We start from the raw sequence: 22,982 nt of genomic DNA, 5'->3' as shown, positions 1-22,982 counted from the left end.
GCCGTACGGGAGGCGGGCCGCCGCCACGCCACGGCCGTCCGGATGCACGCCACCGCGGTCGTCACGGTCGTGCTGGCCGCGTTCATCGGCCTGGTGGCCTTCTTCTGGCCGTTCGTCGTCGCGCCGGGCCACTTCGGCAGCTCCTACGCGCCGCCGCTGATCTTCGGGGTGCTGCTCCTCCTGGTCCTGGCGGTGGTCTTCGCCCAGATCGCGGACGGCGGTATCGACTCCAAGGCGCTCGCCATGCTGGGCGTGCTGTCCGCCGTCAACGCAGGCCTGCGCCCGCTCGGCGCCGGGACCGCCGGCATCGAGACCGTCTTCTTCGTGCTGGTCCTCGCCGGGCGCGTGTACGGCCCCGGCTTCGGCTTCACCCTCGGCTGCACGTCGCTGTTCGCGTCCGCGCTGCTCACCGGCGGGGTAGGGCCCTGGATGCCGTACCAGATGTTCGGCTGCGCCTTCGTCGGCATGCTCGCCGGGATCCTGCCGCGCGCCCGCGGGAAGGCCGAGATCCTGCTCCTGGCCTGCTACGGCTCGGTCTCCGGCTATCTCTTCGGCTTCCTGCTCAACCTCTCCTTCTGGCCCTTCTCCACCGACCCCAGCAGCTCCATCGCCTACCTCCCCGGCCTGCCCTTCACCGAGCAGTGGCACCGCTACCTGGTCTTCGACGCCACCACGTCCCTCGGCTGGGACACCGGCCGCGCGGTCACCAACTTCGTCGCCATCCTGCTGGCCGGTCCCGCCGCCCTGACCACCTTCCGCCGGGCCGCCCGCCGCGCCAACTTCACCGGTCCGCGCCGTTTCGTGCCGCCCCCGTCCGGGGCCGCCGCCGACGCCGAACGCTCGCCGTAGGAGCGTCCGGCGGGTCAGCCCGCGGCGAGCAGGCCGCGCCCCAGCCAGTCGTGCGTGTCGCGGACGCCGGGCAGGACGTAGAAGTAGCCGCCGCCGACGGGGGATATGTAGTCGACCAGCGGTTCGTCGATCAGCCGGGTCTGCGTCGCCTCGAACTGCCGCACGACGTCCTGCTGGTAGCAGCAGAAGACCAGGCCCATGTCGAGGTTGCCGACCTCGTCGACGCCGCGGTCGAAGTTGAAGCCGCGGCGCAGGATGCGGGAGTCGTCGGTCTTGGCGGTGCGCGGGTTGGCCATGCGGATGTGGGCGTCCAGTGGGATGGCGTTGCCGTCGGGGTCCTTGGGGTAGTTCGGCGCGTCGGTCTCCAGCGCGCCGTCCAGCGGGGCGCCGGTGTCCTTGCGGCGGCCGAACATCTTCTCCTGCTCGGTGAGGGAGACGCGGTCCCAGAACTCCACCAGCATCCGGATGATCCGGACGACCTGGTAGCTGCCGCCGGTGGCCCACGAGGGCTCGCCGAGGCCGTCGGTGACCCACACCAGCCGGTCCATCTCCCGGGAGGAGGACACGTCGGGGTTGACGATGCCGTCCTTGAAACCGAGCAGGTTGCGCTGCGAGCCGGTGGGGCGCGGGGCGTTCTGGAAGCCGTCGACGCGCCACTTGATCTGCATCGCGCCGCGGGTGTGCCGGGCGATGTCGCGCAGCGCGTGCAGCACGGTGTCGGTGCTGCCGCCGCAGATCTGCAGCGAGAGGTCGCCGTGGCACTGGGCGGCCGCGAGGTTGTCGTTGGGGAAGGTCCGCATCGGGCCGAGCCGGCGCGGCCTGGCGGCGGCCAGGCCGTAGCGGTCGTCGAAGAGGGACGCGCCGACCCCGGCGGTCACGGTGAGGGCGTCGGCGGGGACGGTCGGGCCGAGGATGCCGTTGTCGGAGGGCGGGGCGCCGACGCCGAGGTCGGCCGGGGTGCCGCCGGCGGTCAGGAAACGCGCCCGGTCGGTGAGGGTACGCAGCAGGTCCGCGAGTTCCGCCCGGCTGTCGGCGATGACGTCGAACGACACGAAGGTGGCCGCGGCCGGTGCGGGAGTGGTGACGCCCGCCTGGTGCACGCCGTGGAACGGCACGGCGGGGGCGCGGCCCGGCTCGGCGGAGTCCGACGCGTGCGCGGTGCCGCCGCCCGCCGCCGAGGTCAGGGCGAAGCCGCCGCCGGCCAGCGCGGCCGCGCCGGCCCCCGCGCCGAACGCGGTCTTCACGAAGGACCGGCGTCCGGCGCCCATCGGGCAGCTGCCCTGCGGTGTCGCGGGTGCCTTCGGGCCCTCGGGGCGGGGGGATTCGGCGGGCATCGGGGGGTTCCCTTCGGGATGCGGGCGGTCGTTGGGGTCTTCGGCGTGCGGGCGGTCGGTGGGGCTTTGAGGGTGCGCGCGGGCGGATCCGCCGGGCACGGGGTCCGGCGGCGCGGTGCCCGTCACGCGGACTTCCGGATCTCCAGGAGGTCCGGCACGGGCGCCAGGTCCTCCAGCAGCTGGCCGGTCACGCCGTTGATCTTCTGCCGGGCCATCGGGTCCAGCCGCCCGACCGGCGTCCAGGCGGCCCCGTGGTGCGCGGCGTCCAGCAGGCCCTGGAGGCGGGTGATGCCGGCGTCGATGGCGGTGAGCTGCTGCGGTGCCCGGCGGCTGATCAGCGGGCGCAGCACGGCGAGCAGCTCGCGGGTGCCGGCCAGGTTGGCGTCGGCGGTGGCCAGGCTGCTGCCGCTGCCCTGGTCGGTGTCGCCGGTCAGCTCGAACTGGAGGGTGTTCTCCAGGATCTCGTGGCTGCGCAGCGGCAGGTCGGACGGGTCGAAGTCCTGCGTCGGGAACGCCGTGCGCAGCCCGGTCACGTCGCTTGTGAGCCGGTCGGCGAAGGGGCGCAGGGCGGCGGCGGACTGCCCGTGCCACAGGCCGTACTCGATGCGGTGGAAGCCGGTGAAGTCCGGGTCGGCGACACCGCCGGGCAGGCCGTCCTTGCGGCCGTTGATCTTCGCGTCGAAGTCGGCGAAGGTGCCGTAGGCCGCGCCGAGCGAGGAGTACGTGAGGTGCGCGGTGAGCCAGTCGGTACGGGCCGCGCCGAGGTCCCCGGTCCGGAGGTCGGCGGCGAGCTTCGCGGTCTGCGTCTGGAGCCTGCCGAGTCCGGCGTCCACGTAGCCGCGGTACGCGGCGAGCGGCGGTTCCAGCTCCGCGGCGGCGAGCGGCAGCACGGGCTTGGCGGAACCGCCGCCGTCGACCCGTACCGTCGCGGAGGTCACGGCCTTGCCGCCGGTCGGCACGCAGCGCCAGGCGTACGCGCCGCTGCCGACGGTGGCGACCAGGTCGCGGGTGGTGCCGGGGGCCAGGCCCTCGATCTCGCCGTAGACCGCGTTGCTGGCCGGGTCGATGAGATAGACCTCGGACGCCTTGCTGCCGGTGTTGTGCATCCGGAACGTCTGGCGGCCCGGGTGCGGGGCCGTGAAGCCCTTGCCGCAGTCCGTCTCCGACACGCTCACGGTCGAGGCCGCGGCCTTCTTCCCGCCGGACGCCGCGATGACGAGGCCGGCGACCACGGCCGGAACGGCGAGCACGGCGACCGGCACGGTCCAGCGCGGCACCCGCCGGGCGGTGGCCACGGGCGTGTCGGTGGCCCCCTCCGCAGCGGCGGCCGCGGGAGCGGCGGGCGGCACCCGCAGTCCCCGGACGAACACCGACATGACCACGGCCAGGTATCCCGCGTACGCCACGACCTGGAGCCACGTCATCTGCGTCGTGAGGTTGAGCACCCCCTGCACGAGCTGCGCGTACCACGAGGTCGCGTCGATGTGCGCCGAGACGTCCACCAGGTACGAGCCGCCGCCCGGCAGGACCTTGCCCTCCTGGAGGTCGCGCAGGCCGTACCCGAGCACGCCCGCCGCGATGACGATCAGCCCGAAGCCGGTCCAGGTGAAGAACCGGGTCAGATTGATCTTGAGGACGCGCGTGTAGAGCCCCCGGCACAGGCCGGCCGCCACCACGAGGCCGATCGCCCCGCCGAGCAGCGGCCCGGCGCTGGAGCCGTGCGCGGTCTGCGCGTTGGTCCACAGGAAGAGGGCGGTCTCCAGCCCTTCGCGGCCGACCGCGAGGAAGCTCGTGACGACGAGCGCGCCGGCCCCCATCGTGAGCGCGGCGGCCACCTTCTCCTTGATCTCACCGGAGAGGTTGCGCGCGTTGCGGCGCATCCAGAAGATCATCACGGTGACGAAGGCCACCGCGACGACCGAGAGGAAGCCGCCGAAGGCCTCCTGGGCGGTGGTGGGCATCTGCTGCGAGCTGAACGTCAGCACCGCGCCGAAGCTGAGCGACAGCCCGACGGCGGCGGCCACGCCCGTCCACACCTGCGGGAGCCGCTCCCGGTTGTCGCCGCGGACCAGGGTGGCCACGAGGATCGAGACCACGAGGCCGGCCTCCAGGCCTTCTCGCAGGCCTATGAGGAAGTTGGGGAACATGTTGTCCCACATGAAGGTGCCCTCCCGGGACCGCCTCGGCCGACTGCCGAGTCGTTAGCTTAGGCAAACCTTAGCAGCTTGGTCTACAGCTGTGTAGACAAAGACCCGGCGGGAGGGCCCGTTCATCCTGCGTCGGTCACTCCGCGTCGATCACCTGCCCGTCGAACTCCCCGCCGTGGCACGTCAGCGCCCCGCCCTCCGCGACGGGGTGGCCGCCCCCGACGAGGCAGTCCTCCATCCAGATCCCGGCGACGGGGGCGGGGGCGGGGGACGTGGCCGCTGCGACGGCGAGCGGCGCGGTGGTCAGCAGTGCGGTGGTGAACAGCGCGGTGGTGAGCAGGACGGTGGTGACGGCGCGTCGCATCGGCGGCACTCCTTCGAAGGGGACGTATCCGAGCACCTCGTGCATTTCCTTCCCCTTGCGGGAATATGCCGCCGTCACCTGAAGGATGCGCTCACGAGGACCCGCCGCCCGCGGGCACGTCCAGGGCCACCCTTTCGGCGAAGTCGGCGTACGCGGGTGCGTAGGTCCGTGCCGCGACCAGGAACATGGCACGGTCGGTGAGGGCGCGGGCCAGGCGTGCGGGGCTGCCCGGCAGGCGGCGGGCGAGGGCCACCCCCTCGTCGAAGTACGGCGCGAACCGCTCCCCGAACCGGTGCGGACTGTCGCCCTCGCAGACCGCCGCGCGGATGACGATCCTGCGCCGGACGTCGGCCAGTTCGGGCAGCCGGCCGGCCTCGCGCAGCCGCGCCGCCTCCGCTTCGAGGTCGGGCAGCATGCCGAGGAAGCCGTCCCGTGCCTGGCGCGACCATCCGAACTCCGCGCCGAACGGCGGCATCGGCGCTGCGCGGCTCGGGGCGGGTTCGGCCGCCCGCCCCGACAGCAGGAAGAGCGATCTCCACCACGCGAGGATGCAACTCGGGTTCCCCACCTCGCCCGTGGTCGCGAGCTGCTCCAGGACGCCCAGGGCCTCGCGCCGGGCGTCCGCCGCGCCCGCCCGGTCCCCGGCGGCCTCCCGCACCCGGGAGAGGTGGACCAGCTCCCAGGTGAGGATCGCCCGCAGGGTGCGCCGCCCGTCCGTGTTGCGCCGGGCCTTCCGGAGGTGTTCGCCGAGGACGGCCGACGCCGCGTCGTAGCGCCCGGCGGCCTCCAGGTTCGCCGCCCGCCGCACCGCCTCCCAGAAGGAGATGTCCGGGTTCCCGGTGCGGGCGGCTTCCTCGTCGACCTCCGCGGCCTCCCCGAAGCGCCCCTCCTCGGCCAGCGCGCTCGCCAGGGGCGCGCTCCAGCCCGCCTCGGCCAGCTCCGCGCAGACCGCGAGCCCTTCCGCCCTGCGGCCCAGGGCGAACAGCGAGGCCTGCTGGGCGTTGAGGGCCTGTCGCAACCGCCCCGCCCGGTTCGGTTCCCCGGCCGGTGTCCCGCGCGCGGCCCGGACGGCCTCGGCGGCCAGTGCGAGGTCCACCTGCGGATCCCGGCTGTCGTAGCGCAGTTCGAGCAGGGCGTCGACGAGCCTCGGCCGGTACGCCCGCGGGCTCACCTCGGCCAGGACCCGGTACGCGCCCACCAGTTCGGCCCGGCTCGGCCGGCCGGACCGGAGCAGCACCGCGCGGGCGCGCAGCACCGCGTCGTGATCGATCGTCACCGTTCCCCCTGTCTCCTGATGACGTACGAAGGAGATTGTGGGAGGCGGGGAACGGATCGGACAAGCCGCGCGAACTGTGCGTTCCGTCCTACGAAATACGGCGCCGGCCTGTCATGATGGACATGCTTTCGCCCCTGTTCCGCGGACGCGGACGCGCCCTGTGGTGAGCGCGCGGGGCGGGGCACCCGGGCGTGGCCCGGATGCCCCGGAGAACTCAGGACCGGCGCCAGATCTGGTTGGCGCTTCCCGCGCAGTCCCAGATCTGCACCTGGGTGCCCGGAGTGGTGGACCGGTCGGTGTCGTCCAGGCACCTGCCCGACCCGGTGTTGCGCAGGGTGCCGTCGGCCTGCGGCTGCCAGCTCTGCGCTCCGGTGCCGTTGCAGGTGTAGAGCTGCACCTTGGTGCCGTTGGCGGTCCCGGCGGCGGTCACGTCCAGGCACTTGCCGAGCGCCCGCACCGTCCCGTCGGTGCCCACCGTCCACTGCTGGGCGGTGGTGCCGTTGCAGGTGTAGACGTCGACCTTCGTGCCGTCGGCGGAGTTCGCGCCCGCCACGTCCAGGCACAGCCCCTGGTAGCCGACGAGCTGGCCGGAGAGGGCGGCGTCCGCCGGGACCACCGTCCACAGGAAGGACGCCGAGGCGGTGGCGCCGGCCGCGTCCCGCGCGGTGACCGTCACGGTGCTGGTGCCCGCGGCGGTCGGGGTGCCGGTGACGGCGCCCGAGGACGAGATCGAGACCCCCGCGGGCAGCCCGGTCGCGGTGAACACCGGGGTCTGGCCCGCCGTGGTGTCGTGCGCGGCCATCTGCACGGAGACCGCCGCGCCCGTCAGGCCCTCCTGCGCGCCGGGGTTCGTCAGCGTCAGCGGGGTGCCGAGCTGGGCGGCGGCCACGTCGAGCGTGCCGGTCAGCGGCAGGCCGCGCGAGGAGTCGCCCACAAAGATGCCGTAGCCGCCGGTCGCGGTCTTCCACGCGCCGGACGCCGCGTCGTACGCCTGGAGGTCGCTCTGGCCGACCTGGAAGGTGACCGTCCGGCTCGCGCCGGGCTGGAGCGTGACCCGGCTGAAGCCGCGCAGCTCGCGCGGCGCGTCACCGGCCGCCGACGGCTTGCCGACGTACAGCTGCGCGACGTCCGAGCCCGCCCGCGAGCCGGTGTTGGTGACGGTGGCGGTCACCGTGGCCGTCCCCCCGGCCGTCAGCGTGCCCACGTGCAGGTCGCTGAAGGCGAAGGAGGTGTACGACAGGCCGTAGCCGAACGGGAAGAGCGGGGTGAGGTTGTTCGCGTCGTAGTAGCGGTAGCCGACGTCCACGCCCTCGGAGTACTGCACCTGCCCGTTGCTGCCCGGCCACTGCGCGGTGGTGTGCGCGGGGACCTGGGAAAGGGAGGCGGGGAAGGTCACCGGGAGGTGGCCGGACGGGTTGGTGTCGCCGAACAGCAGCGACGCGATGGCCGTGCCGTCGTTCTGGCCCGGATACCACGCCTCCAGGACACCCTTGACGGAGTTCAGCCACGGCATGGTCACCGCGGAGCCGGTGTTGAGCACCACGACGGTGTTCGGGTTGGCGGCCGCGACCGCCGAGACCAGGCTGTTCGCCGAGGACGGCAGGTCGATTCCGCCCAGGTCGCTGCCCTCGGACTCGAAGTCGCTGACGAACACCACCGCGGCCGACGAGGAGGCCGCGAGCGACGCGGCCGAGGAGGTGTTCGACCCGCTGTCGTACTTCACGCTGACGCCGCTGCCGGCCCGCGCGGTGATGCCCTGCAAGGGGGTGACGGTGCCGCTGGAGCCGACCGCCGCGCTGCCGCCGCCCGCGGTCTGCGGGCTGCCGGAGGCGTCGGCGCCGATCACCGCGATCGAGGAGGTGCCCGAGCCGAACGGCAGCACATTGCCGCTGTTCTTGAGCAGCACGGTGCCCTCGGCGGACAGCTGCGTGGCCGTGTCCTTGTTCGCCGCGCTGGTGGCGACCGCGCCCGGTGAGCCGGTGGGCGCCTTGTCGAACAGCCCGAAGGCGAACATCTCGGTGAGGATGCGGCCGGTCATCGTGTTGAGGGTGGCCTGGCTGACCGAGCCGCCGTTGACCGCGTTCGTCAGCGCGCTGCCGAAGAAGCCGTCGTTGCCCGGCATGTCCTGGTCCATACCGGAGTTCGCCGAGGGGGCCGTGGAGTGGGTGGCGCCCCAGTCGGAGGTGACGAAGCCCTGGAAGCCGTACTGCTGGCGCAGCACGGTGTTCAGCAGGTACGGGTTCTGGCAGGCGTAGGTGCCGTTGACGGTGCTGTAGGAGCACATCACGGACGAGGCCGCGCCCTGCCCCACCGCGTCACGGAAGGCGGGCAGATAGATCTCCTGCATGGCCTTGTCGCTGATCACCGCGTTGTCCGAGGGGGTGTTGCGGCTGGTCTCCTGGTTGTAGACGGCCAGATGCTTGACCTGCGCCATCACCCCGGTGGACTGCACGCCGCGGATGTTCGCCGCGCCCATCTGCCCGTTGAGGTACGGGTCCTCGCCGATCGACTCGAACGCCCGGCCCCAGCGCGGGTCCCGGTCGATGTTGATGGTCGGGCCGAGGTCCACCGTGGTGCCCTTGGCGGCCTGTTCGGCGCCGATGACATGGCCGTACGACTGCTCGGCGGCGGTGTCCCAGGTGGCGGCGACGGCGACCGGGGCCGGGAGCTGGGTGACGTTCGTCATCCCGTCGGCGACGCCCGCCGGTCCGTCCTCCAGGTTCATCGCCGGGATGCACAGCGACGGGATCGCCGCGGTGAAGCCCACGTAGCTGGAGCCGCCGCTGCCGGTGGCCAGGCTCACCTTCTGGGCGGTGGTCATCTGGGCGAGGACCTGGGAGACCCGGTCCGGGATCGGAGCGGTGGAGTGCACCCAGGGACAGGCGCTCGCCGCCGCGGGGGCGGCGCCGGTGCCGGGTGCGGCGGCCCGCGCCGCGGGGGCGGTGACGGCGCCCGCCGCTCCGGCGCTGGCGGCGGCCAGGAGCAGGGCGGCGAGATACGGCGTCCGCCGCCGCGCCGGTTTCTTGCGGAACGTGTGCACGATGCCTCCAAGCATCTGCCGAGGGGGAGTTCCGGTGGGGGGACTTCGGGCGGGGCGTGTTCCGGCGGTGCCGGTGGGGGATCGGGAGCGGGCGGTTGTGGGGACGGGCGCGGTCCTCCTCGGGGTACGTTTCGGGACATGGAGACAAGCCCGTGGTGGCGGCCACCGCCCGGGAACGTCCTGCCGGGCACGTGCGGTGGGGGCGGAGCGCTCTCGTGGAGCCGTCCGTCCCCGCGGCCCGTCGCGGGACCGGCGACCGGTTTGCCGGGCTGCGGCCGGTTGTGTGCCCGTGGTGCGGGTGTGATTGAACTCGCATGACAGGTCCGGGTCAAGGTCTGGACCACGATCAGGACCAGCCTTTGACCCGCGGCCCGGCGTCCGGGGTGTCCGTTCACAAGGTGAAGCCATGGTTCGCGCATCCCGGCGGGGTAAACGGTTCACGCTTCAACCTCGGAAGGGTGCGTGACCGTCCGGCGTCCCGGTGCATCCGTTTCCCCGCCTGCCGCGTCCTTCCCAACGTCGCCGCCACCGCCCGGACTACCGGACGGCGGCACCCGGGCCCCGCGAGGGCCGCGGAGGCGAGCAGGCCGACCGGCGCGCGGGGCGCGCGAGGAGAACACGGAAGGACAGGGGCGGGCGATGGGGATGCGGGCGAAGGTGATCACGGGGGCCGTCGTGCTCGCCGCGGCGGCGGTCACGGGGTGCGGCGGCGGTGGCACCGCGGACCCCGCGGCGGCCAGTGACCCGCTGCGCACCGAGCTGGGCAGGATCACCGACACGGCCGGGCACCGCGCCTGGGTCGACTTCGGCGACCTCGCCGCCCAGCGCAAGGCCGGCCTGACGGGCTCGGACCCGGCGGCCTCGCAGCTCAGCGGGCACGGATGGGAGGAGGTGGCGCCCTACGTCCAGCTCACGCAGGAGAGTTTCGGCTTCGACGGCCGCAAGGCGGACCTCGCCGTCGAGGCGGGCAACCCGCCCGACACCGGCGGCCGGCTCGACGGCGGCATCGACCCGGCCGCGGTGACACCCAAGATCGAGGGACTCGGCGGCAAGTCGGAGAAGGACGGCCCGGCGGGGAAGACCTGGCGCCTCCAGCAGGACCACAAGATCTCCATGACCGGCCCGCTCGCGAGCACGTTCACCGGCGCGGCGCTCGGGCAGTTCAACCTCGTGCGCACCGGCGGCTCGTCGCTCGTCCACGCGCCCGCGCTGGCCGCGCTCGACGGCGTCGACGCCGACGGCGGGCACACCCTGGGCGGCGACCCCGCCTTCACCGCGGTCGCGGAGTGCCTCGACGACCCGCTGGCCGCCGAGCTGACCGACCGCGGGACCGGCGACCTCAAGTCCGGGGCGGGCGGCGCGGTGCTCGGCGTCGGCACCCGCGGCGACTCGGCGGGGAGCCTGACGAACGAGCTGTGCCGCACGAACTCCTCCGCGTCCGCCGCGCAGGCGCTCGCGGCGCGGCTGCGCACCCAGCTCGCCTCGGGCACCTCGCGCTCCGCCGACCAGCCGTGGTCGCAACTGCTGACGGGTGCGAAGGTCACGGTCGACGGCGGCCCGCAGCACGTCGTCCGGCTCACGGGCCGTCCTGCCGACGGCCGCGGTGACGTGCTGATGCGCGCGCTGACCACGGGCGATCTCGCGGGGCTCCTCGGCGGCTGAGCCGCACCGCGCCGGGGGACGCGGGCGCGTGCCCCGGCACGATACGGACGGCCTGCGGCCGGTACCGCGCGCGGCCGTCCGGGGTGCGGCCGGTCGGGGGAGGCGGGTGGGCGTGTCGTTCCCGGTGGCCGGACCGGTGCGTTTGAGTGGGGTCGGGCAGCGGGACCGGGGCGGTGTGCGCGGGGTTCGTTCGGGTCCTGTCCGGCGCGGGCCGCCGCGGCCGGGATCCGGGGGCTGCCGTGGTGCCGGCCGGCCGCAGGCCCGTCCGATCCCGAACCGAGAGGTCCATGGTGCACTTCGATCACGAGCCCGAGACGAACGCGCTGCCCACGAACACGGACCCGGCCGCGGAGGGCTGCCCGGTACAGGTGGCCGCCGCGGACCCCATGAAGGGGGACGGCATCCGCCAGTGGTGGCCCAACCGCCTCAACCTCGACGTGCTGCGCAAGCACGAGCGCTCCCGCGGGCAGTACGGTGACGGCTTCGACTACGCTGGGGCGTTCGGCTCGCTGGACCTCGGCGCCGTCAAACGGGACATCGAGCAGGTGCTGACCACCTCGCAGGACTGGTGGCCCGCGGACTTCGGACACTACGGCCCGTTCCTCATCCGGATGTCCTGGCACCTGTCCGGCACCTACCGCGTCAGCGACGGGCGGGGCGGCGCGGGCGCGGGACTCCAGCGCTTCGCCCCGGTCAACAGCTGGCCCGACAACGTCAACCTCGACAAGGCCCGGCGGCTGCTGTGGCCGGTGAAGCAGAAGTACGGGCGCGCGCTGTCGTGGGCCGACCTGATGGTGCTGTCCGGCAATGTGGCGCTGGAGTCGATGGGCGTGCGGACCTTCGGGTTCGGCGGCGGCCGCGAGGAGGCCTGGGGTCCGGACGAGTCGGTGTACTGGGGACCAGAGACCGTCTGGCTGACCGACGAGCGGCACGAGGACGACGGCGAACTGGAGACGCCGCTGGCCAACAGCACCATGGGCCTGATCTACGTCAATCCCGAGGGCCCCAAGGGCAACCCCGACCCGATGGCGTCGGCGATCGACATCCGGCAGACCTTCGCGCGGATGGCGATGGACGACAAGGAGACGGTGGCGCTGTGCGCGGGCGGCCACACGTTCGGCAAGACGCACGGGGCCGCGGCGTCGGACCGGCTCGGCCCTGAGCCGGAGGCCGCCGCGCTGGAGGAGCAGGGCCTGGGGTGGAAGAGCAGTTTCGGCAGCGGCAAGGGCAACGACACGGTCACCAGTGGTATCGAGGTGATCTGGACCGACACGCCGACGGTATGGGACAACCGCTACTTCGAGATCCTGCTCGGCTACGAGTGGGAGCTCACGCAGAGCCCGGGTGGCGCGCACCAGTGGAAGCCCAAGGGCGGCGCGGGCGAGGGCACCGCTCCCGACCCGCACGACCCGTCGAAGCGGCGCACCCCCAACATGCTCACCACCGATGTGGCCATGCGCGTCGATCCCGACTACGCCCGGATCTGCCGCCATTTCCTGGAGCATCCGGACGATTTCGCCGATTCCTTCGCGCGTGCCTGGTTCAAGCTGACCCACCGCGACATGGGTCCGGTCAGCCGCTACCTGGGGCCCGAGGTGCCGGCCGAGTACCTGCTGTGGCAGGACCCGCTGCCCGAGCCCGAGCACGCCCCGCTCGACGAGGCCGCCGTCGCCGAGCTGAAGGAGAAGATCCTCGGCTGCGGCCTCGGTGTCGCCGACCTGGTGTGGGTCGCGTGGGCGTCGGCCGCCACCTTCCGGCGCAGCGACAAGCGCGGCGGCGCCAACGGCGCCCGTATCCGGCTGGCGCCGCAGAAGGACTGGGAGGCCAACGAGCCCTCGCGGCTCGCCGGCGTCCTTGACCGGCTCGACGGGGTACGCGAGGCGTTCAACTCCTCCCGGCCCGCGGGCGGCGGCGTCTCCGTCGCCGACCTCGTCGTCCTGGCCGGGTGCGCCGGGGTGGAGAAGGCGGCACGCGACGCCGGCCACCCCGTCCGGGTGCCCTTCACCCCCGGCCGGGTCGACGCCGCCCAGGACCAGACCGACGTCGAAGGGTTCGCCCCCCTGGAACCGGTCGCCGACGGCTTCCGCAACCACCTCAGCAAGGACGACAGCCTGCCCGCCGAGTACCGCCTCGTCGACCAGGCCGATCTGCTCATGCTCGGCCCGCGCGAGATGACCGTGCTGCTCGGCGGGCTGCGCGTCCTCGGGGCGACCTACCAGGGCACCTCCATGGGCGTTCTCACCGCCGCCCCCGGCACCCTGACCAACGATTTCTTCGTCCACCTGCTCGACCAGAACCTCGCCTGGAGCCCGGCCGCGCACGACACGGACGTCTTCGAGGGCCGTGACGCCACGACCGGCGAGCACCGCTTCACCGGCAGCCGCACCGATCTGGTCTTCGGCTCCAACGCCGAACTGCGCGCCCTCGCCGAGATCTACGCCAGCGCGGACGGCCGGGAGACCTTCGTCGAGGACTTCGTCGCCGCCTGGACGAAGGTGATGGAACTCGACCGCTTCGACCTGCACCGCCCGGCCGCCTGAAACCCCCGCCCCCGGGCGGCGATCCGCTCGGGGGCCGTCACCGGCCGCTGAGCGGCCGGTGCGTGCTGCCGGTGCCCGCCGCGGGGGAGAACGGGCCGTCGAGGGCGGCCCACTGCAGGAGCAGGACGGTCTTGCCGTCCGCGATCCGTCCGTCGCGGACCATGGCGAGGGCTTCGGCGAACGGCAGTTCCAGCACGTCGATGTCCTCGCCCTCCTCCTCCAGCCCGCCACCGCCCCCGGTGCGGTCGGCCGCCGTGTAGGGGGCGGCGTAGAAGTGCAGGCGCTCGGTGACCGAGCCGGGGCTCATGTACGCGTCGAGGACATGGGTGAGCGGGCCGAGAACGACGCCGAGTTCCTCCGCGCTCTCGCGCCGGACGGCCACGAGCGGGTCGTCGCCGTCGAGCAGCCCGGCCGCGGCCTCGACGAGCATGCCGTCGGGATGGCCGTTGACGTAGGCCGGGTAGCGGAACTGACGGGTGAGCAGCACGCAGCCCCGCCCGGCGTCGAAGGGCAGGACGACCGCGCCGTTGCCGCGGTCGTAGGTCTCCCGCTGCTGGGTGACCCAGCGTCCGTCGCGGCGGCGGTAGTCGAAGGTGGTCCGGCGCAGGACGTGCCACCCCTGGGACGTCAGCTCCACGTCGCGGACGACGACGCCGGGGTTGCGGTCCAGACCGCGCCCGGCCCGGTCCAGCCCGGTACGGCCGCGGTGGTCCGGGACGTCGACGCCGGGGCGGGCGTTCACACGGTCTCCCCGGCCGCCTGGAGCCGCCGCGGGATCTCGTCCACCGAGTGGTAGACGGGCAGGCCGCGGCCGCGGGCGACGGCGACGTCCTGATCGGCTCCGGTGGACTCGCCGGGGAGCCGCAGCACCGCGTCGCAGTGGGCGAGCAGGCGCTCGGCGGTCGGGTAGAGCACCTGGTCGGCGAGCGGATCGGTGGGGCCCGCGCCGGCCGCGCGCAGCACCGGCAGCGCGACCCATTCCCCGATCACGGGGAGGTGACCGGCGGCGAAGACCGGCCACGCCGCCGATTCGAGACGGGCGAGGTTGGCCGCCATGGCCCGCGGGTCGCCATGGGTGCCGGAGCGGTAGGGCCCGGCGATGAGGATGAGCATCGGCTTGTCGGTCATGACGCGCTACGATACACGCAGAAACGTGCAAGAACGGGAGGGAACAAGGATGCTGGCTGCCGAGCGGCGCGATCACCTGCTGGGCCTGCTCGCCCGGACGGGCAAGGTCGTCGCCAAGGACGTCGCGGCCGAACTGGGCATCTCCGAGGACAGCGTGCGCCGCGACCTGCGCGATCTCGCCGCCGAGGGGCTGTGTCAGCGGGTCTACGGAGGCGCGCTGCCGGTGTCGCCGGCGGTCGCGGACCTCACCGCCCGGCAGGCGGTCGCCCCCGACGGCAAGAAGAAGGTCGCCGCGGTGGCCGCCGCCCTGGTGCGGCCCGGCAGCGCCCTGATCCTGGACGGCGGCACCAGCGCCCTCGCCGTCGCGCGGGCGCTCCCCGCGGACCTGGCCTGCACCGTGATCACCCACAGTCCGACGGTCACGGTCGCGCTGCTGGACCGTCCGCGGGTGGAGGTCTTCCTGCTCGGCGGCCGCGTCTTCAAGCACTCCGCGGTGGCCTGCGGCGCGGCCGCGGTCGAGGCGGCCCGGAACGTCTCCGCCGATCTGTTCCTGCTCGGCGTCACCGGTGTCCACCCGGAGGCGGGACTGACCACCGGCGACGCCGAGGAGGCCGCGATGAAACGCGCCCTGGCCGCGAGATCCGCGGAGACCTACGTCCTCGCCTCGTCCGAGAAGATCGGCGCGGCCTCGCGGTTCCGGGTCCTGCCCTGGGAGGAGATCAGCGGACTGGTCACCGACGCCGACGCCCGGCACGAGGTCCTCGGACAGCTCGCGGCGCGCGGCGTGGAGATCCTGACCCCCGACCGCTGACCGCCGGGACCGCGGCGGTCACGGGAGCACCCGGGCGTCATCGGAAGGGATGCCCGGCGAGGTCGCGCAGCAGGACGTCGAGCTGCTTCTCCTGCTCGGCGGCCGGGGCCGGGGCGATGCTGCCGTGGTCGATCGCGAAGGTCTTGAGGACCTCGTCCATCTGGTCGTCGAGCAGGGTCCAGGTCGCGCTGTCCACCGCCTGGAGCGAGGTGGCGTCCGCGTCCCAGGTGTCGCGCAGCGTCTGCACGGTGGTACGGGAGGCCGTGGTGGCTCCCGCCCGGTCCTGGGCGGCGGCCGTCCGCGCGAGCTGCTCGTACCCCGCCACCGCCGCGGCCTTCTGGTGCGCGGTCATGGGGGCCCGCGGGCAGGCCGGCAGGGTCTCGCTGCGGCCGGTCGGGTCGCACGTGGTGTGCGGCCGGCCGTGGGCCCACAGCAGCAGGGCGACGGTCGCCACGGCGAGCGCGCCGAAGCCGCCCAGCGCGATCCGCTCCCTGCGCGTAGCTGCGCCGCCCGGTGCCTCGCGGGGCGTCTCGCGGGTCCCGGTGACGTCGCGGCGGCTGATCGCCAGGTAGACCACCGTGGCCAGGATGGCGCCGAGGAAGATCAGGCTCGTGGCGAAGGTGCCCAGGCCGAGTCCGACGGGCTCGCCGGGACCGGCGGCGGTCTTCGGGGAGGCGAGCCAGTCGCCGATGTTGGCGCCGAGCGGGCGGGTGAGGATGTAGGCCAGCCAGAAGGAGAGCACCGGGTCGGCGCCGAACCGCCACAGTCCGGTGATCGCCGCGATGAGGCCGAGCGGCAGCAGCACCGACGTGGCGGGTGTCCAGCCGGTCAGTTCGAGCGTCCAGTCGCCGGTGGCCGTGCCCAGCGCGAAGGTCACCAGCACGGTCAGCCAGTAGAAGGCCTCGCGCGGGAAGGTCGTGATGCCGTGGATCGACAGGGTCCGCTCGCGCAGCCACCAGATCCCGAAGACGAGGGCCAGCAGCACCGAGAACACCGTGGAGCTGATCCACAGCGGCACGTTGCGCTGATCGGTCAGCATGTCGGTGCAGAGGGTGCCGGTGACACTGACCACGACCACGGTGAGCCAGTAGGGGAAGGGGCGGTAGCGATCGGTGCGGAACTGGACGGTCAGCACGACGGCGAAGACCGCGGTGAACAGCAGCGTGGTGCCGGTCAGGCCGAAGCCCAGCGTGGTGTTGACGTAGTCGGCGAAGCTCTCGCCGACCGTCGTGCAGAGGATCTTGATGATCCAGAACCAGACCGTGACCTCGGGCACCTTGTTCAGCGCGCCGCGTCCCGTCGCACCGCGCCGGGGCGGGGACGTCGCGGTGGCCGTGGGAGTCGTGGGTGTCGTCATGCCGCGACGTTAACGACTACAGGCGTGTAGTCGTCAAAGCCGTGGCGCGGCCCGTGCGCGCGTCCCCGGCGCGCGGTGGGGCAGCGGGCCCCGCTCCTCCTGCCGGATCCCACCGGCGGCGGGGCGTCCGTGCAGGTCGCAGCCCTGCACGGGTGACCGGCCGCGCCGGGCGGCGGAGGTGTACGGCGCGGGGCTGCGCAGTCAGGTTCTTTTCAGGCGGCGCGTGCCACGCTCGGCTCATGACGGCGACCGCGTCCCCGCCCCCGGCGAGGAGCACCCCCACGAGGTGGCCCCGGCAAGGCGCCGGGATCGGTGACAATCGTCGGGTGACCTCTCACCGTGTCCTGGTCGTGGAGGACGACCCGGGCCTTCGCGCGGTACTCGCCCGCGGCCTGCGGGAGGAGGACTTCGACGTCCTCACCGCCGGCGACGGCGCGGGCGCGCTGCGGGCGGTCCGGTCGCAGGCGCGGGTGGACGCCGTCGTGCTCGACATCGGGCTGCCCGACTCCGACGGACGGGACGTGTGCCAGGCGATGCGGGCGGCCGGTCTCGACGTGCCCGTGGTGTTCCTGACCGCGCACAACACGCTGCCGGATCGGCTGTCCGGATTCACCGCCGGGGGCGACGACTTCCTCGCCAAGCCGTTCCACCTGGTGGAACTGGCCGCCAGGGTCCGGGCGGTGCTGCGCAGGACGGGCCGGGCGGCGGTGGTGGAGTCCTCCGGCGTCCGGCTCGACCCGCTGGGGCACGTCCTGCGGGTGCAGGGGCGGGAGGTACCGCTGACGCCCACCGAATTCCGGCTGATGGCCTGCGTGATGGCCGCCGCGCCGGACACCGTGGTGCGCCGCCGGGTGCTGGTCCGGGCGGCGTGGCCCGAGGGCGCCCGGGTCAGCGACAACACCCTCGACCAGTACATGGCCCGACTGCGGCGCAAGCTGCGCGAGGCCGGCGGCGGTCAGACGATCAGCACCGTACGGGGTGTCGGGTACCGGTTCTCATGAGGCACCTCCTCCGGCCGGCGGACGCGCGCACCCCGCGGCGGCGGCCGTCCCTGTCCGCGCTGCGGCCGCGTACCCTGCGCGGGCGGCTGGCCCTGCTGGCGCTGGCCGTCACGGCGGTGTGGGTGACGGTCCTCACGGTCGCCGCCAACTTGGTGCTGGGCGCCCAACTGCGCGGTCAGGCCGACGACCTGCTGCGTACCCGGTCCGCCGCGGTGGCGGCCACGATCGAGGCGCGCGCCGACGGCCGGATCGTCGTCCACGAGCCCGGCGACGACCGGGCCCTGGACATCGGCGTGTGGGTCTACCAGGGCGGCACCGCCGTGGAACGCCCCGCCGCCCCCGAGGCGCTGCAGCGTGCGGCGGACCGGCTGGCCGGCCGGTCCGCGGTGTTCGCCGACACCGCCGAACCGGTCGCCAACCGGCTGTACGCCCTGCCCGTCATGGCCCCGGCGGGCGGCCGGCAGGTGGGCACGGTGGTGGCGACGGTCGCGCTCGACCCCTACCGGTCCACCGCCAGGTACGTCCTCCTCAGCTCGACGGGGCTCGCACTCGCACTGCTGGCCTGCGTCTACCCGGTGGCGCGGTCGGTCGCCGGACGCGCGCTCCAGCCCGTGGGGGCGATGAGCGCCCAGGCGGCGGAGTGGAGCGAGCACGGCGTCTCCCGGCGCTTCGGCACCCACCGCCGCCCGCGGGAACTCGCCCACCTCGCCGGCAACCTCGACGGTCTGCTGGACCGGCTGGCCGCTCTGGTCCGCCACGAGCAGCAGCTCACCGCCGAGCTGTCCCACGAGCTGCGCACGCCCCTGGCCCGGATCACCGCCGAGGCCGAATGGCTGACCGCGCGGCCGCGCAGCCGGGCCGAACAGGCGGCCTCCCACGAGGCCATCGCGGCGAGCGCCGCGGCGATGGCGCAGATCTGCCAGGCACTGCTCGCCGACGCCCGTGCGGGCACGGCCGACCCGGGCCGCTGCGCCCCGGCCGAGGTCGCCGCGTCCCTGGCCCGGCGGCGCGCCGAGGCCGCGCCGGGCGCGGTCCCGGTCACCGTCACCGGCGGGCCGGTCACCGCGGACGTCCCGGCGGCCCTGGTGGAACGCATCCTCACCCCGCTGCTCGACAACGCCGCCCGCTACAGCTCGCGGGAGATCCTCGTGGAGTGCGTGCCGGCGCAGGGCGGGGCGCGGGTCCACGTGAGCGACGACGGCCCCGGGGTGTCCGCCGCCCTGGGCCCCGCGGCCTTCGAGGCCGGACGCCGGGCCGATCCCGGCGACGGTCACGACGGTGCGGGTCTCGGCCTGGCCCTGGCCCGCCGCCTGGCCAGGAACGCGGGCGGCGACATCACCCTGGCCGCCTCTCCCGGCCCGCTGGGAGGCGCGCACTTCGTCGTCACCCTCCCCGGCGCCTGACCCGCGTACGGACCCCGGCACGGGCCGCGGGCTCAGCCGGTGTGCGGGCGGGCCAGGCCGTGGTCGTAGGCGAAGATCACGGCCTGGACGCGGTCGCGCGCGCCGATCTTGGCGAGGACCCTGCCGACGTGCGTCTTCACCGTGGACTCGGACAGCACGAAACGCGACGCGATCTCGGCGTTGTTCCAGCCCTGGCCGACCGCGACGAGGATCTCCCGCTCGCGGTCGGTGAGCGCCTCCAGCCCCCGCCCGGCGGCCGGGCCCGCGGTGCGGGGCGGTGCCAGGTGGGCGAACTCGCGCAGCAGGCGGCGGGTGAGGGCGGGGGCGATCACGGCGTCCCCGGCGGCGACGGCGCGGATCCCGGAGAGCAGTTCCTCGGGGCGGGCGTCCTTGAGGAGGAAGCCGCTCGCCCCGGCGCGCAGGGCCGCGTGGACGTACTCGTCGAGGTCGAAGGTGGTCAGCACCAGGACGCGGGAGCGGTCGCCGGTGGCGGTGATCCGGCGGGTGGCCTCGATGCCGTCCATACCGGGCATGCGGACGTCCATCAGGACGACGTCGGGGCGCAGTTCCGCCGCCAGGCGGACGGCCTCGGCGCCGTGCGCGGCCTCGCCCACGACCTCCGTGCCGGGAACGGAGCCGAGCAGGAGGCGGAAGCCGTAGCGCTGGAGGGGCTGGTCGTCCACGACGAGCACGGTCGTCATCCGGCACCGCCCGGCGGGGTGAGGTCGAGCACGGCCTCGACGCTCCAGCCCGGCCCGTCCGGGCCCGCCCTGAGACTTCCCCGGTAGAGGGCGGCGCGCTCGCGCATGCCCACCAGGCCGTGGCCGTCCTCGTTCACCGGGCCGCGCGTACGGGAGTCGCCGGTCGGGCCGGTGTCCTGGACCCTGACGACCAGCCGGGTGGGTCCGGCGACGATCTCCAGGTTCACCCGGGTGCCGGTACCGGCGTGCCTGAGGGAGTTCGTCAGGGCCTCCTGGACGATGCGGTAGACCGTCAGCTGCACCCCGCTGTCGAGGGCTTCGACGGGGCCGCAGGTGCGGTAGACGACCTCGGGGCCCGCGGCGCGTACGCCCTCGCACAGCGCGCCGATGTCGCCGAGACCGGGCTGCGGGCGCAGTTCCGGGCCGTCCTGCGGGCTGCTCGCGGCCTCCCGCAGGACACCGAGGACGCGGCGCAGCTCGCCGAGCGCCTGGCGGCCGGTCTCGCCGATGAGATGCAGGGCTTCTCTGCCGCGTTCGGGAGCGGCGGCGCCCGCGTAGCCCCCGGCGTCGGCGAGGGTGATGATGACGGCCAGGTTGTGGCCGACGATGTCGTGCATGTCGCGGGCCACCCGGGCGCGTTCGGCCGCGGCGGCGAGCCGGCCGCGCTGGTCCCGCTCGACCTCCAGCCGGGCCGCGCGCTCGCGCAGCCCGGCGAGCTGGGCCCGCCGCACCCGCACCATGAGGCCGAGCGCGAGGGCCGCGGTCGCCGTGCTGAACAGGAAGAACAGCGCGTCCCCGACCGATACCGCGGCCGACGCCCGCACCGCGACCAGCACCATGGCGGCGGCCGTGGCCCCGCAGGCCCACGGCAGCTGCCGCAGCCGCCCGTGCAGGGCGAGGCTGTACAGGGCGATGAACAGCGCGATGTCCGCGCGCAGCGCCGCGCCCAGCCAGAACTGGAGGACGAAGGCGCCGGTCACGGCGCCGAAGGCCACCGCGGGACGGCGCCGCCGCCACAGCAGCGGGACGACGAGCCCGGCCTGGAGGGCGAGCATCCCGGCGACGGGCAGCCGGGCGAACGCCAGCCGGAAGCGGCGCGGCCCGTCGCCGTCCTCGCCGTGCAGCAGGTCGGGGAGGCAGAACGCCAGGAAGACCAGCGCCAGGAGCGCGGTGTCCAGCACCCGCGGGTGCGCCCGGTCGGCCTGCCGCAGCCGCTGCGCGGCCCGGGAGAGCCGGGCGGCCAGCGGCCCCGCCAGGCCCGTGTCCGCGCCGGTGTCCGCCGCGGAGCTCACGGAAGGGACGGGGGCCGGGGCGGCAGCGGCCGGGGAGGCCGCTGCCGCGGGCGCACCGGGGGAGGTCATGGGGGGCACCTCCTCATCGTGCGGGCCGTCACACGTCGCTGCGCAGCAGCCGGTAGGCGGCGCCGGCCAGGGCGAGGGCCGTCCAGCCGAGGAGGACGAGCAGTCCGGCGCCGGGCGACAGGCTGGTGCTGTCGTGGGTCAGGGCGAACATCGACTCGCCCGCGTTGCTCGGCAGGTAGCGGGTGACGTCGTCCCGCCACGAGGACGGCAGCAGCGAGGCCAGGCCGGGCACGAGCATGAGCGCGGCGACGAGCACGGAGATGCCCCCGGCCACCGACCGCAGCAGCGAGCCCAGCGCCGTGCCGATCACTCCGACCAGGCCCAGGTAGAGCGCGGCGCCCAGCAGACTGCGGACGACACCGGGGTGCGAGAAGCCCATGGCCGCCGGCGTGCCCGAGACGATCCGGCTGCCGAAGAAGAAGGCGACGAACACGCCCACCAGGGCGACGGCCAGCGCGACGAGGCCGAACACCGCGGCCTTGGACCACAGCACCGGCAGCCGGCGCGGCACCGCCGCGAGCGAGGAGCGGATCATCCCGGTCGAGTACTCGCCCGCGGTGACCAGCACGCCGAGGACGCCGAGGGCCAGCTGGGCGAAGTTGGTGCCGAAGAGCGACAGGCTCACGGCCGTCGAGGTGGCGAAGTCGTGGTCCATGTGCGGGGAGCCGTACGTCGACTCGTACCGCCCGGACGCGATCAGCCCGAACGCGACCAGGAAGAGCAGGCCGAGGCCGAGGGTGATCCAGGTCGAGCGCAGGGACCAGAGCTTCTCCCACTCCGAGGCCAGCACCCGCCGCCCGGTCACCCGGTAGACGGGACGGGCGGGGGCCGCGGGCGGCGGCGTCTGCTCCGTGGCGGTGAGGGTGCTCATGCCGTCCTCCCGAGGGGTTCGGTGGTCGTGCCGCTGCCGGCGGTGGAGCCGTGGTACTCGACGGCGTCCCTGGTCAGATCCATGAAGGCCTGCTCCAGCGACACCTGGCGGGTGCTCAGCTCGAACAGCGCGATCCCGTGCTCGGCGGCCTTCAGGCCGATCTCGCGCGCGGTCAGCCCCGTCACCTGCAGCTCCTCGGAGCCGATCAGCCCGGTGACGTCCACGCCCGGCCCGGCCAGCACGTCCCGCAGCCGGGCCGGGTCCTGCGTGGCCACCGTCACGGTGTCGCCGCCCCCGGCGCGGACGAGGTCGCGCACGGTCGTGTCGGCCAGCAGCCGCCCGCGGCCCACGACGATGAGGTGGTCGGCCACCAGCGCGACCTCGCTCATCAGGTGCGAGGAGACGAAGACGGTGCGGCCCTCGGCGGCGAGCGAGGTCAGCAGGTTGCGGATCCACAGGACGCCCTCGGGGTCGAGTCCGTTGACGGGCTCGTCCAGCATCACCGTCTGCGGGTCGCCCAGCAGGGCCGCGGCGATGCCGAGCCGCTGGCCCATGCCGAGCGAGAAGGCCCCGGCCCGCTTTTTGGCCACGCTGCCGAGCCCGGCGATCTCGATGACCTCGTCGACCCGGCGCAGCGGGATGCCATGGGTCAGCGCCAGCGCCTTGAGGTGGCGGTACGCCGAGCGGCCCGGGTGGACCGACTTCGCCTCCAGCAGGGCGCCGACCTCCTGGAGCGGCGCGCGGTGCTGCGCGTAGGGCCGGCCGTTCACCGTGACGGAGCCGCCGCTAGGGGCGTCGAGGCCGACGATCATGCGCATCGTGGTGGACTTGCCCGCGCCGTTGGGCCCGAGGAAGCCGGTCACCGTGCCGGGCCTGACGGTGAAGTCCAGGCCGTCCACGGCGGTCTTCTCGCCGTAGCGCTTGGTCAGCTGCCGTGCGTCGATCATGGGCGCGCTCTTCCTGTCGGGGGTTCGGCGTCCGCGGATCCGGCGCCTCACCTGCAACGCTAGGTCCCGGCCGCGGCGATTCGGTGGTACCGGAGGCTGAACCGTGCGGCGCCCGTGGTACCGCGGTACTACACGGCGCGCGGCCCGTTCGCGGCCATCTCCTACGAGTTGTAGTATCACGGCGGACCGC

The 22,982-nt window shown here is 74.1% G+C and carries 18 protein-coding genes; 6 read left to right on the top strand and 12 right to left on the bottom strand.

What is annotated here, in order from left to right:
• Nucleotides 1-42 precede the first annotated feature (42 nt).
• Nucleotides 43-849 carry an ECF transporter S component gene (locus tag ACWERV_RS04680; protein ID WP_452928942.1) on the top strand — a complete coding sequence of 269 codons (807 nt, stop codon included), beginning with the start codon at nt 43-45 and terminating at the stop codon, nt 847-849.
• Between the two features lie 14 nt (nt 850-863).
• Here the strand turns inward: ACWERV_RS04680 and efeB are convergent, their stop codons facing one another.
• From efeB to ACWERV_RS04655, 5 genes are all read right to left on the bottom strand, one after another.
• The gene (gene efeB / locus ACWERV_RS04675) at nt 864-2,183 is read right to left on the bottom strand and encodes an iron uptake transporter deferrochelatase/peroxidase subunit (protein ID WP_452928730.1); all 1,320 of its coding nucleotides are present in this window, start codon (nt 2,181-2,183) and stop codon (nt 864-866) included.
• 122 nt (nt 2,184-2,305) lie between these two features.
• Entirely contained in the window at nt 2,306-4,342 is a 2,037-nt protein-coding gene (gene efeU, locus ACWERV_RS04670) for an iron uptake transporter permease EfeU (protein ID WP_452928727.1), read from the bottom strand.
• A gap of 124 nt (nt 4,343-4,466) precedes the next feature.
• Nucleotides 4,467-4,739: a hypothetical protein gene (locus ACWERV_RS04665; protein WP_452928724.1), complete on the bottom strand. Its 273-nt coding sequence runs from the start codon at nt 4,737-4,739 to the stop codon at nt 4,467-4,469.
• 46 nt (nt 4,740-4,785) lie between these two features.
• Nucleotides 4,786-5,970 (bottom strand): hypothetical protein, encoded by a 1,185-nt coding sequence (locus tag ACWERV_RS04660; protein WP_452928721.1) that lies wholly within the window; start codon nt 5,968-5,970, stop codon nt 4,786-4,788.
• A 214-nt stretch (nt 5,971-6,184) separates the two neighbouring features.
• Entirely contained in the window at nt 6,185-9,010 is a 2,826-nt protein-coding gene (locus ACWERV_RS04655) for a glycoside hydrolase family 3 C-terminal domain-containing protein (protein ID WP_452928719.1), read from the bottom strand.
• Nucleotides 9,011-9,649: 639 nt separating this feature from the next.
• Between ACWERV_RS04655 and ACWERV_RS04650 the strand changes: the two genes are divergently transcribed.
• Nucleotides 9,650-10,672 (top strand): hypothetical protein, encoded by a 1,023-nt coding sequence (locus ACWERV_RS04650; protein ID WP_452928716.1) that lies wholly within the window; start codon nt 9,650-9,652, stop codon nt 10,670-10,672.
• 287 nt (nt 10,673-10,959) lie between these two features.
• Entirely contained in the window at nt 10,960-13,212 is a 2,253-nt protein-coding gene (gene katG, locus ACWERV_RS04645; protein WP_452928713.1) for a catalase/peroxidase HPI, read from the top strand.
• A 37-nt stretch (nt 13,213-13,249) separates the two neighbouring features.
• On the opposite strand, the gene ACWERV_RS04640 is transcribed toward katG, so the two are convergent.
• Complete coding sequence (locus tag ACWERV_RS04640; RefSeq protein WP_452928711.1) at nt 13,250-13,954, bottom strand: NUDIX domain-containing protein; 705 nt, start codon at nt 13,952-13,954, stop codon at nt 13,250-13,252.
• Nucleotides 13,951-14,340 carry a DUF4406 domain-containing protein gene (locus tag ACWERV_RS04635; protein ID WP_452928709.1) on the bottom strand — a complete coding sequence of 130 codons (390 nt, stop codon included), beginning with the start codon at nt 14,338-14,340 and terminating at the stop codon, nt 13,951-13,953. The genes ACWERV_RS04640 and ACWERV_RS04635 overlap by 4 nt, the downstream gene beginning before the upstream one ends.
• Nucleotides 14,341-14,389: 49 nt before the next feature.
• Between ACWERV_RS04635 and ACWERV_RS04630 the strand changes: the two genes are divergently transcribed.
• Nucleotides 14,390-15,151, top strand: coding sequence for a DeoR/GlpR family DNA-binding transcription regulator (locus ACWERV_RS04630; RefSeq protein ID WP_452928706.1), 762 nt, complete (start codon nt 14,390-14,392; stop codon nt 15,149-15,151).
• Nucleotides 15,152-15,188: 37 nt separating this feature from the next.
• Here the strand turns inward: ACWERV_RS04630 and ACWERV_RS04625 are convergent, their stop codons facing one another.
• On the bottom strand, nt 15,189-16,508 hold the full coding sequence (locus ACWERV_RS04625) for a COG4705 family protein (protein ID WP_452928704.1): 1,320 nt from the start codon (nt 16,506-16,508) through the stop codon (nt 15,189-15,191).
• Between the two features lie 326 nt (nt 16,509-16,834).
• Here ACWERV_RS04625 and ACWERV_RS04620 point away from each other — a divergent pair, with 326 nt between their 5' ends.
• Complete coding sequence (locus tag ACWERV_RS04620) at nt 16,835-17,509, top strand: response regulator transcription factor (protein WP_452928702.1); 675 nt, start codon at nt 16,835-16,837, stop codon at nt 17,507-17,509.
• Nucleotides 17,506-18,912, top strand: a complete 1,407-nt coding sequence (locus tag ACWERV_RS04615; protein ID WP_452928699.1) for a sensor histidine kinase — start codon at nt 17,506-17,508, stop codon at nt 18,910-18,912. Before ACWERV_RS04620 ends, ACWERV_RS04615 begins: the two co-directional genes overlap by 4 nt.
• Nucleotides 18,913-18,944: 32 nt before the next feature.
• Here the strand turns inward: ACWERV_RS04615 and ACWERV_RS04610 are convergent, their stop codons facing one another.
• The 4 genes from ACWERV_RS04610 to ACWERV_RS04595 are packed head-to-tail and all read right to left on the bottom strand — an operon-like array spanning nt 18,945 to nt 22,792.
• Nucleotides 18,945-19,613: a response regulator gene (locus tag ACWERV_RS04610; protein ID WP_452928697.1), complete on the bottom strand. Its 669-nt coding sequence runs from the start codon at nt 19,611-19,613 to the stop codon at nt 18,945-18,947.
• Nucleotides 19,610-20,974: a sensor histidine kinase gene (locus ACWERV_RS04605; RefSeq protein ID WP_452928695.1), complete on the bottom strand. Its 1,365-nt coding sequence runs from the start codon at nt 20,972-20,974 to the stop codon at nt 19,610-19,612. The genes ACWERV_RS04610 and ACWERV_RS04605 overlap by 4 nt, the downstream gene beginning before the upstream one ends.
• 28 nt (nt 20,975-21,002) lie before the next feature.
• Nucleotides 21,003-21,845 (bottom strand): ABC-2 transporter permease, encoded by an 843-nt coding sequence (locus ACWERV_RS04600; RefSeq protein WP_398189419.1) that lies wholly within the window; start codon nt 21,843-21,845, stop codon nt 21,003-21,005.
• The gene (locus tag ACWERV_RS04595; RefSeq protein ID WP_452928692.1) at nt 21,842-22,792 is read right to left on the bottom strand and encodes an ABC transporter ATP-binding protein; all 951 of its coding nucleotides are present in this window, start codon (nt 22,790-22,792) and stop codon (nt 21,842-21,844) included. The genes ACWERV_RS04600 and ACWERV_RS04595 overlap by 4 nt, the downstream gene beginning before the upstream one ends.
• Between the last annotated feature and the right edge of the window lie 190 nt (nt 22,793-22,982).

The sequence above is a fragment of the Streptomyces sp. NPDC004031 genome (genome assembly GCF_053604375.1).
Note: the sequence above shows the minus strand (reverse complement) of the source record. Positions and strands in the feature narration are given on the sequence as shown.

Excerpts from the sequence above, each read along its gene's own strand:
- ACWERV_RS04680 (WP_452928942.1), top strand. The coding sequence starts at position 43 with ATGCACGCCACCGCGGTCGTCACGGTCGTGCTGGCCGCGTTCATCGGC.
- efeB (WP_452928730.1), bottom strand. The coding sequence starts at position 2,183 with ATGCCCGCCGAATCCCCCCGCCCCGAGGGCCCGAAGGCACCCGCGACA.
- efeU (WP_452928727.1), bottom strand. The coding sequence starts at position 4,342 with ATGTGGGACAACATGTTCCCCAACTTCCTCATAGGCCTGCGAGAAGGC.
- ACWERV_RS04665 (WP_452928724.1), bottom strand. The coding sequence starts at position 4,739 with ATGCACGAGGTGCTCGGATACGTCCCCTTCGAAGGAGTGCCGCCGATG.
- ACWERV_RS04650 (WP_452928716.1), top strand. The coding sequence starts at position 9,650 with ATGGGGATGCGGGCGAAGGTGATCACGGGGGCCGTCGTGCTCGCCGCG.
- katG (WP_452928713.1), top strand. The coding sequence starts at position 10,960 with ATGGTGCACTTCGATCACGAGCCCGAGACGAACGCGCTGCCCACGAAC.
- ACWERV_RS04635 (WP_452928709.1), bottom strand. The coding sequence starts at position 14,340 with ATGACCGACAAGCCGATGCTCATCCTCATCGCCGGGCCCTACCGCTCC.
- ACWERV_RS04630 (WP_452928706.1), top strand. The coding sequence starts at position 14,390 with ATGCTGGCTGCCGAGCGGCGCGATCACCTGCTGGGCCTGCTCGCCCGG.
- ACWERV_RS04625 (WP_452928704.1), bottom strand. The coding sequence starts at position 16,508 with ATGACGACACCCACGACTCCCACGGCCACCGCGACGTCCCCGCCCCGG.
- ACWERV_RS04615 (WP_452928699.1), top strand. The coding sequence starts at position 17,506 with ATGAGGCACCTCCTCCGGCCGGCGGACGCGCGCACCCCGCGGCGGCGG.
- ACWERV_RS04610 (WP_452928697.1), bottom strand. The coding sequence starts at position 19,613 with ATGACGACCGTGCTCGTCGTGGACGACCAGCCCCTCCAGCGCTACGGC.
- ACWERV_RS04605 (WP_452928695.1), bottom strand. The coding sequence starts at position 20,974 with ATGACCTCCCCCGGTGCGCCCGCGGCAGCGGCCTCCCCGGCCGCTGCC.
- ACWERV_RS04600 (WP_398189419.1), bottom strand. The coding sequence starts at position 21,845 with ATGAGCACCCTCACCGCCACGGAGCAGACGCCGCCGCCCGCGGCCCCC.
- ACWERV_RS04595 (WP_452928692.1), bottom strand. The coding sequence starts at position 22,792 with ATGATCGACGCACGGCAGCTGACCAAGCGCTACGGCGAGAAGACCGCC.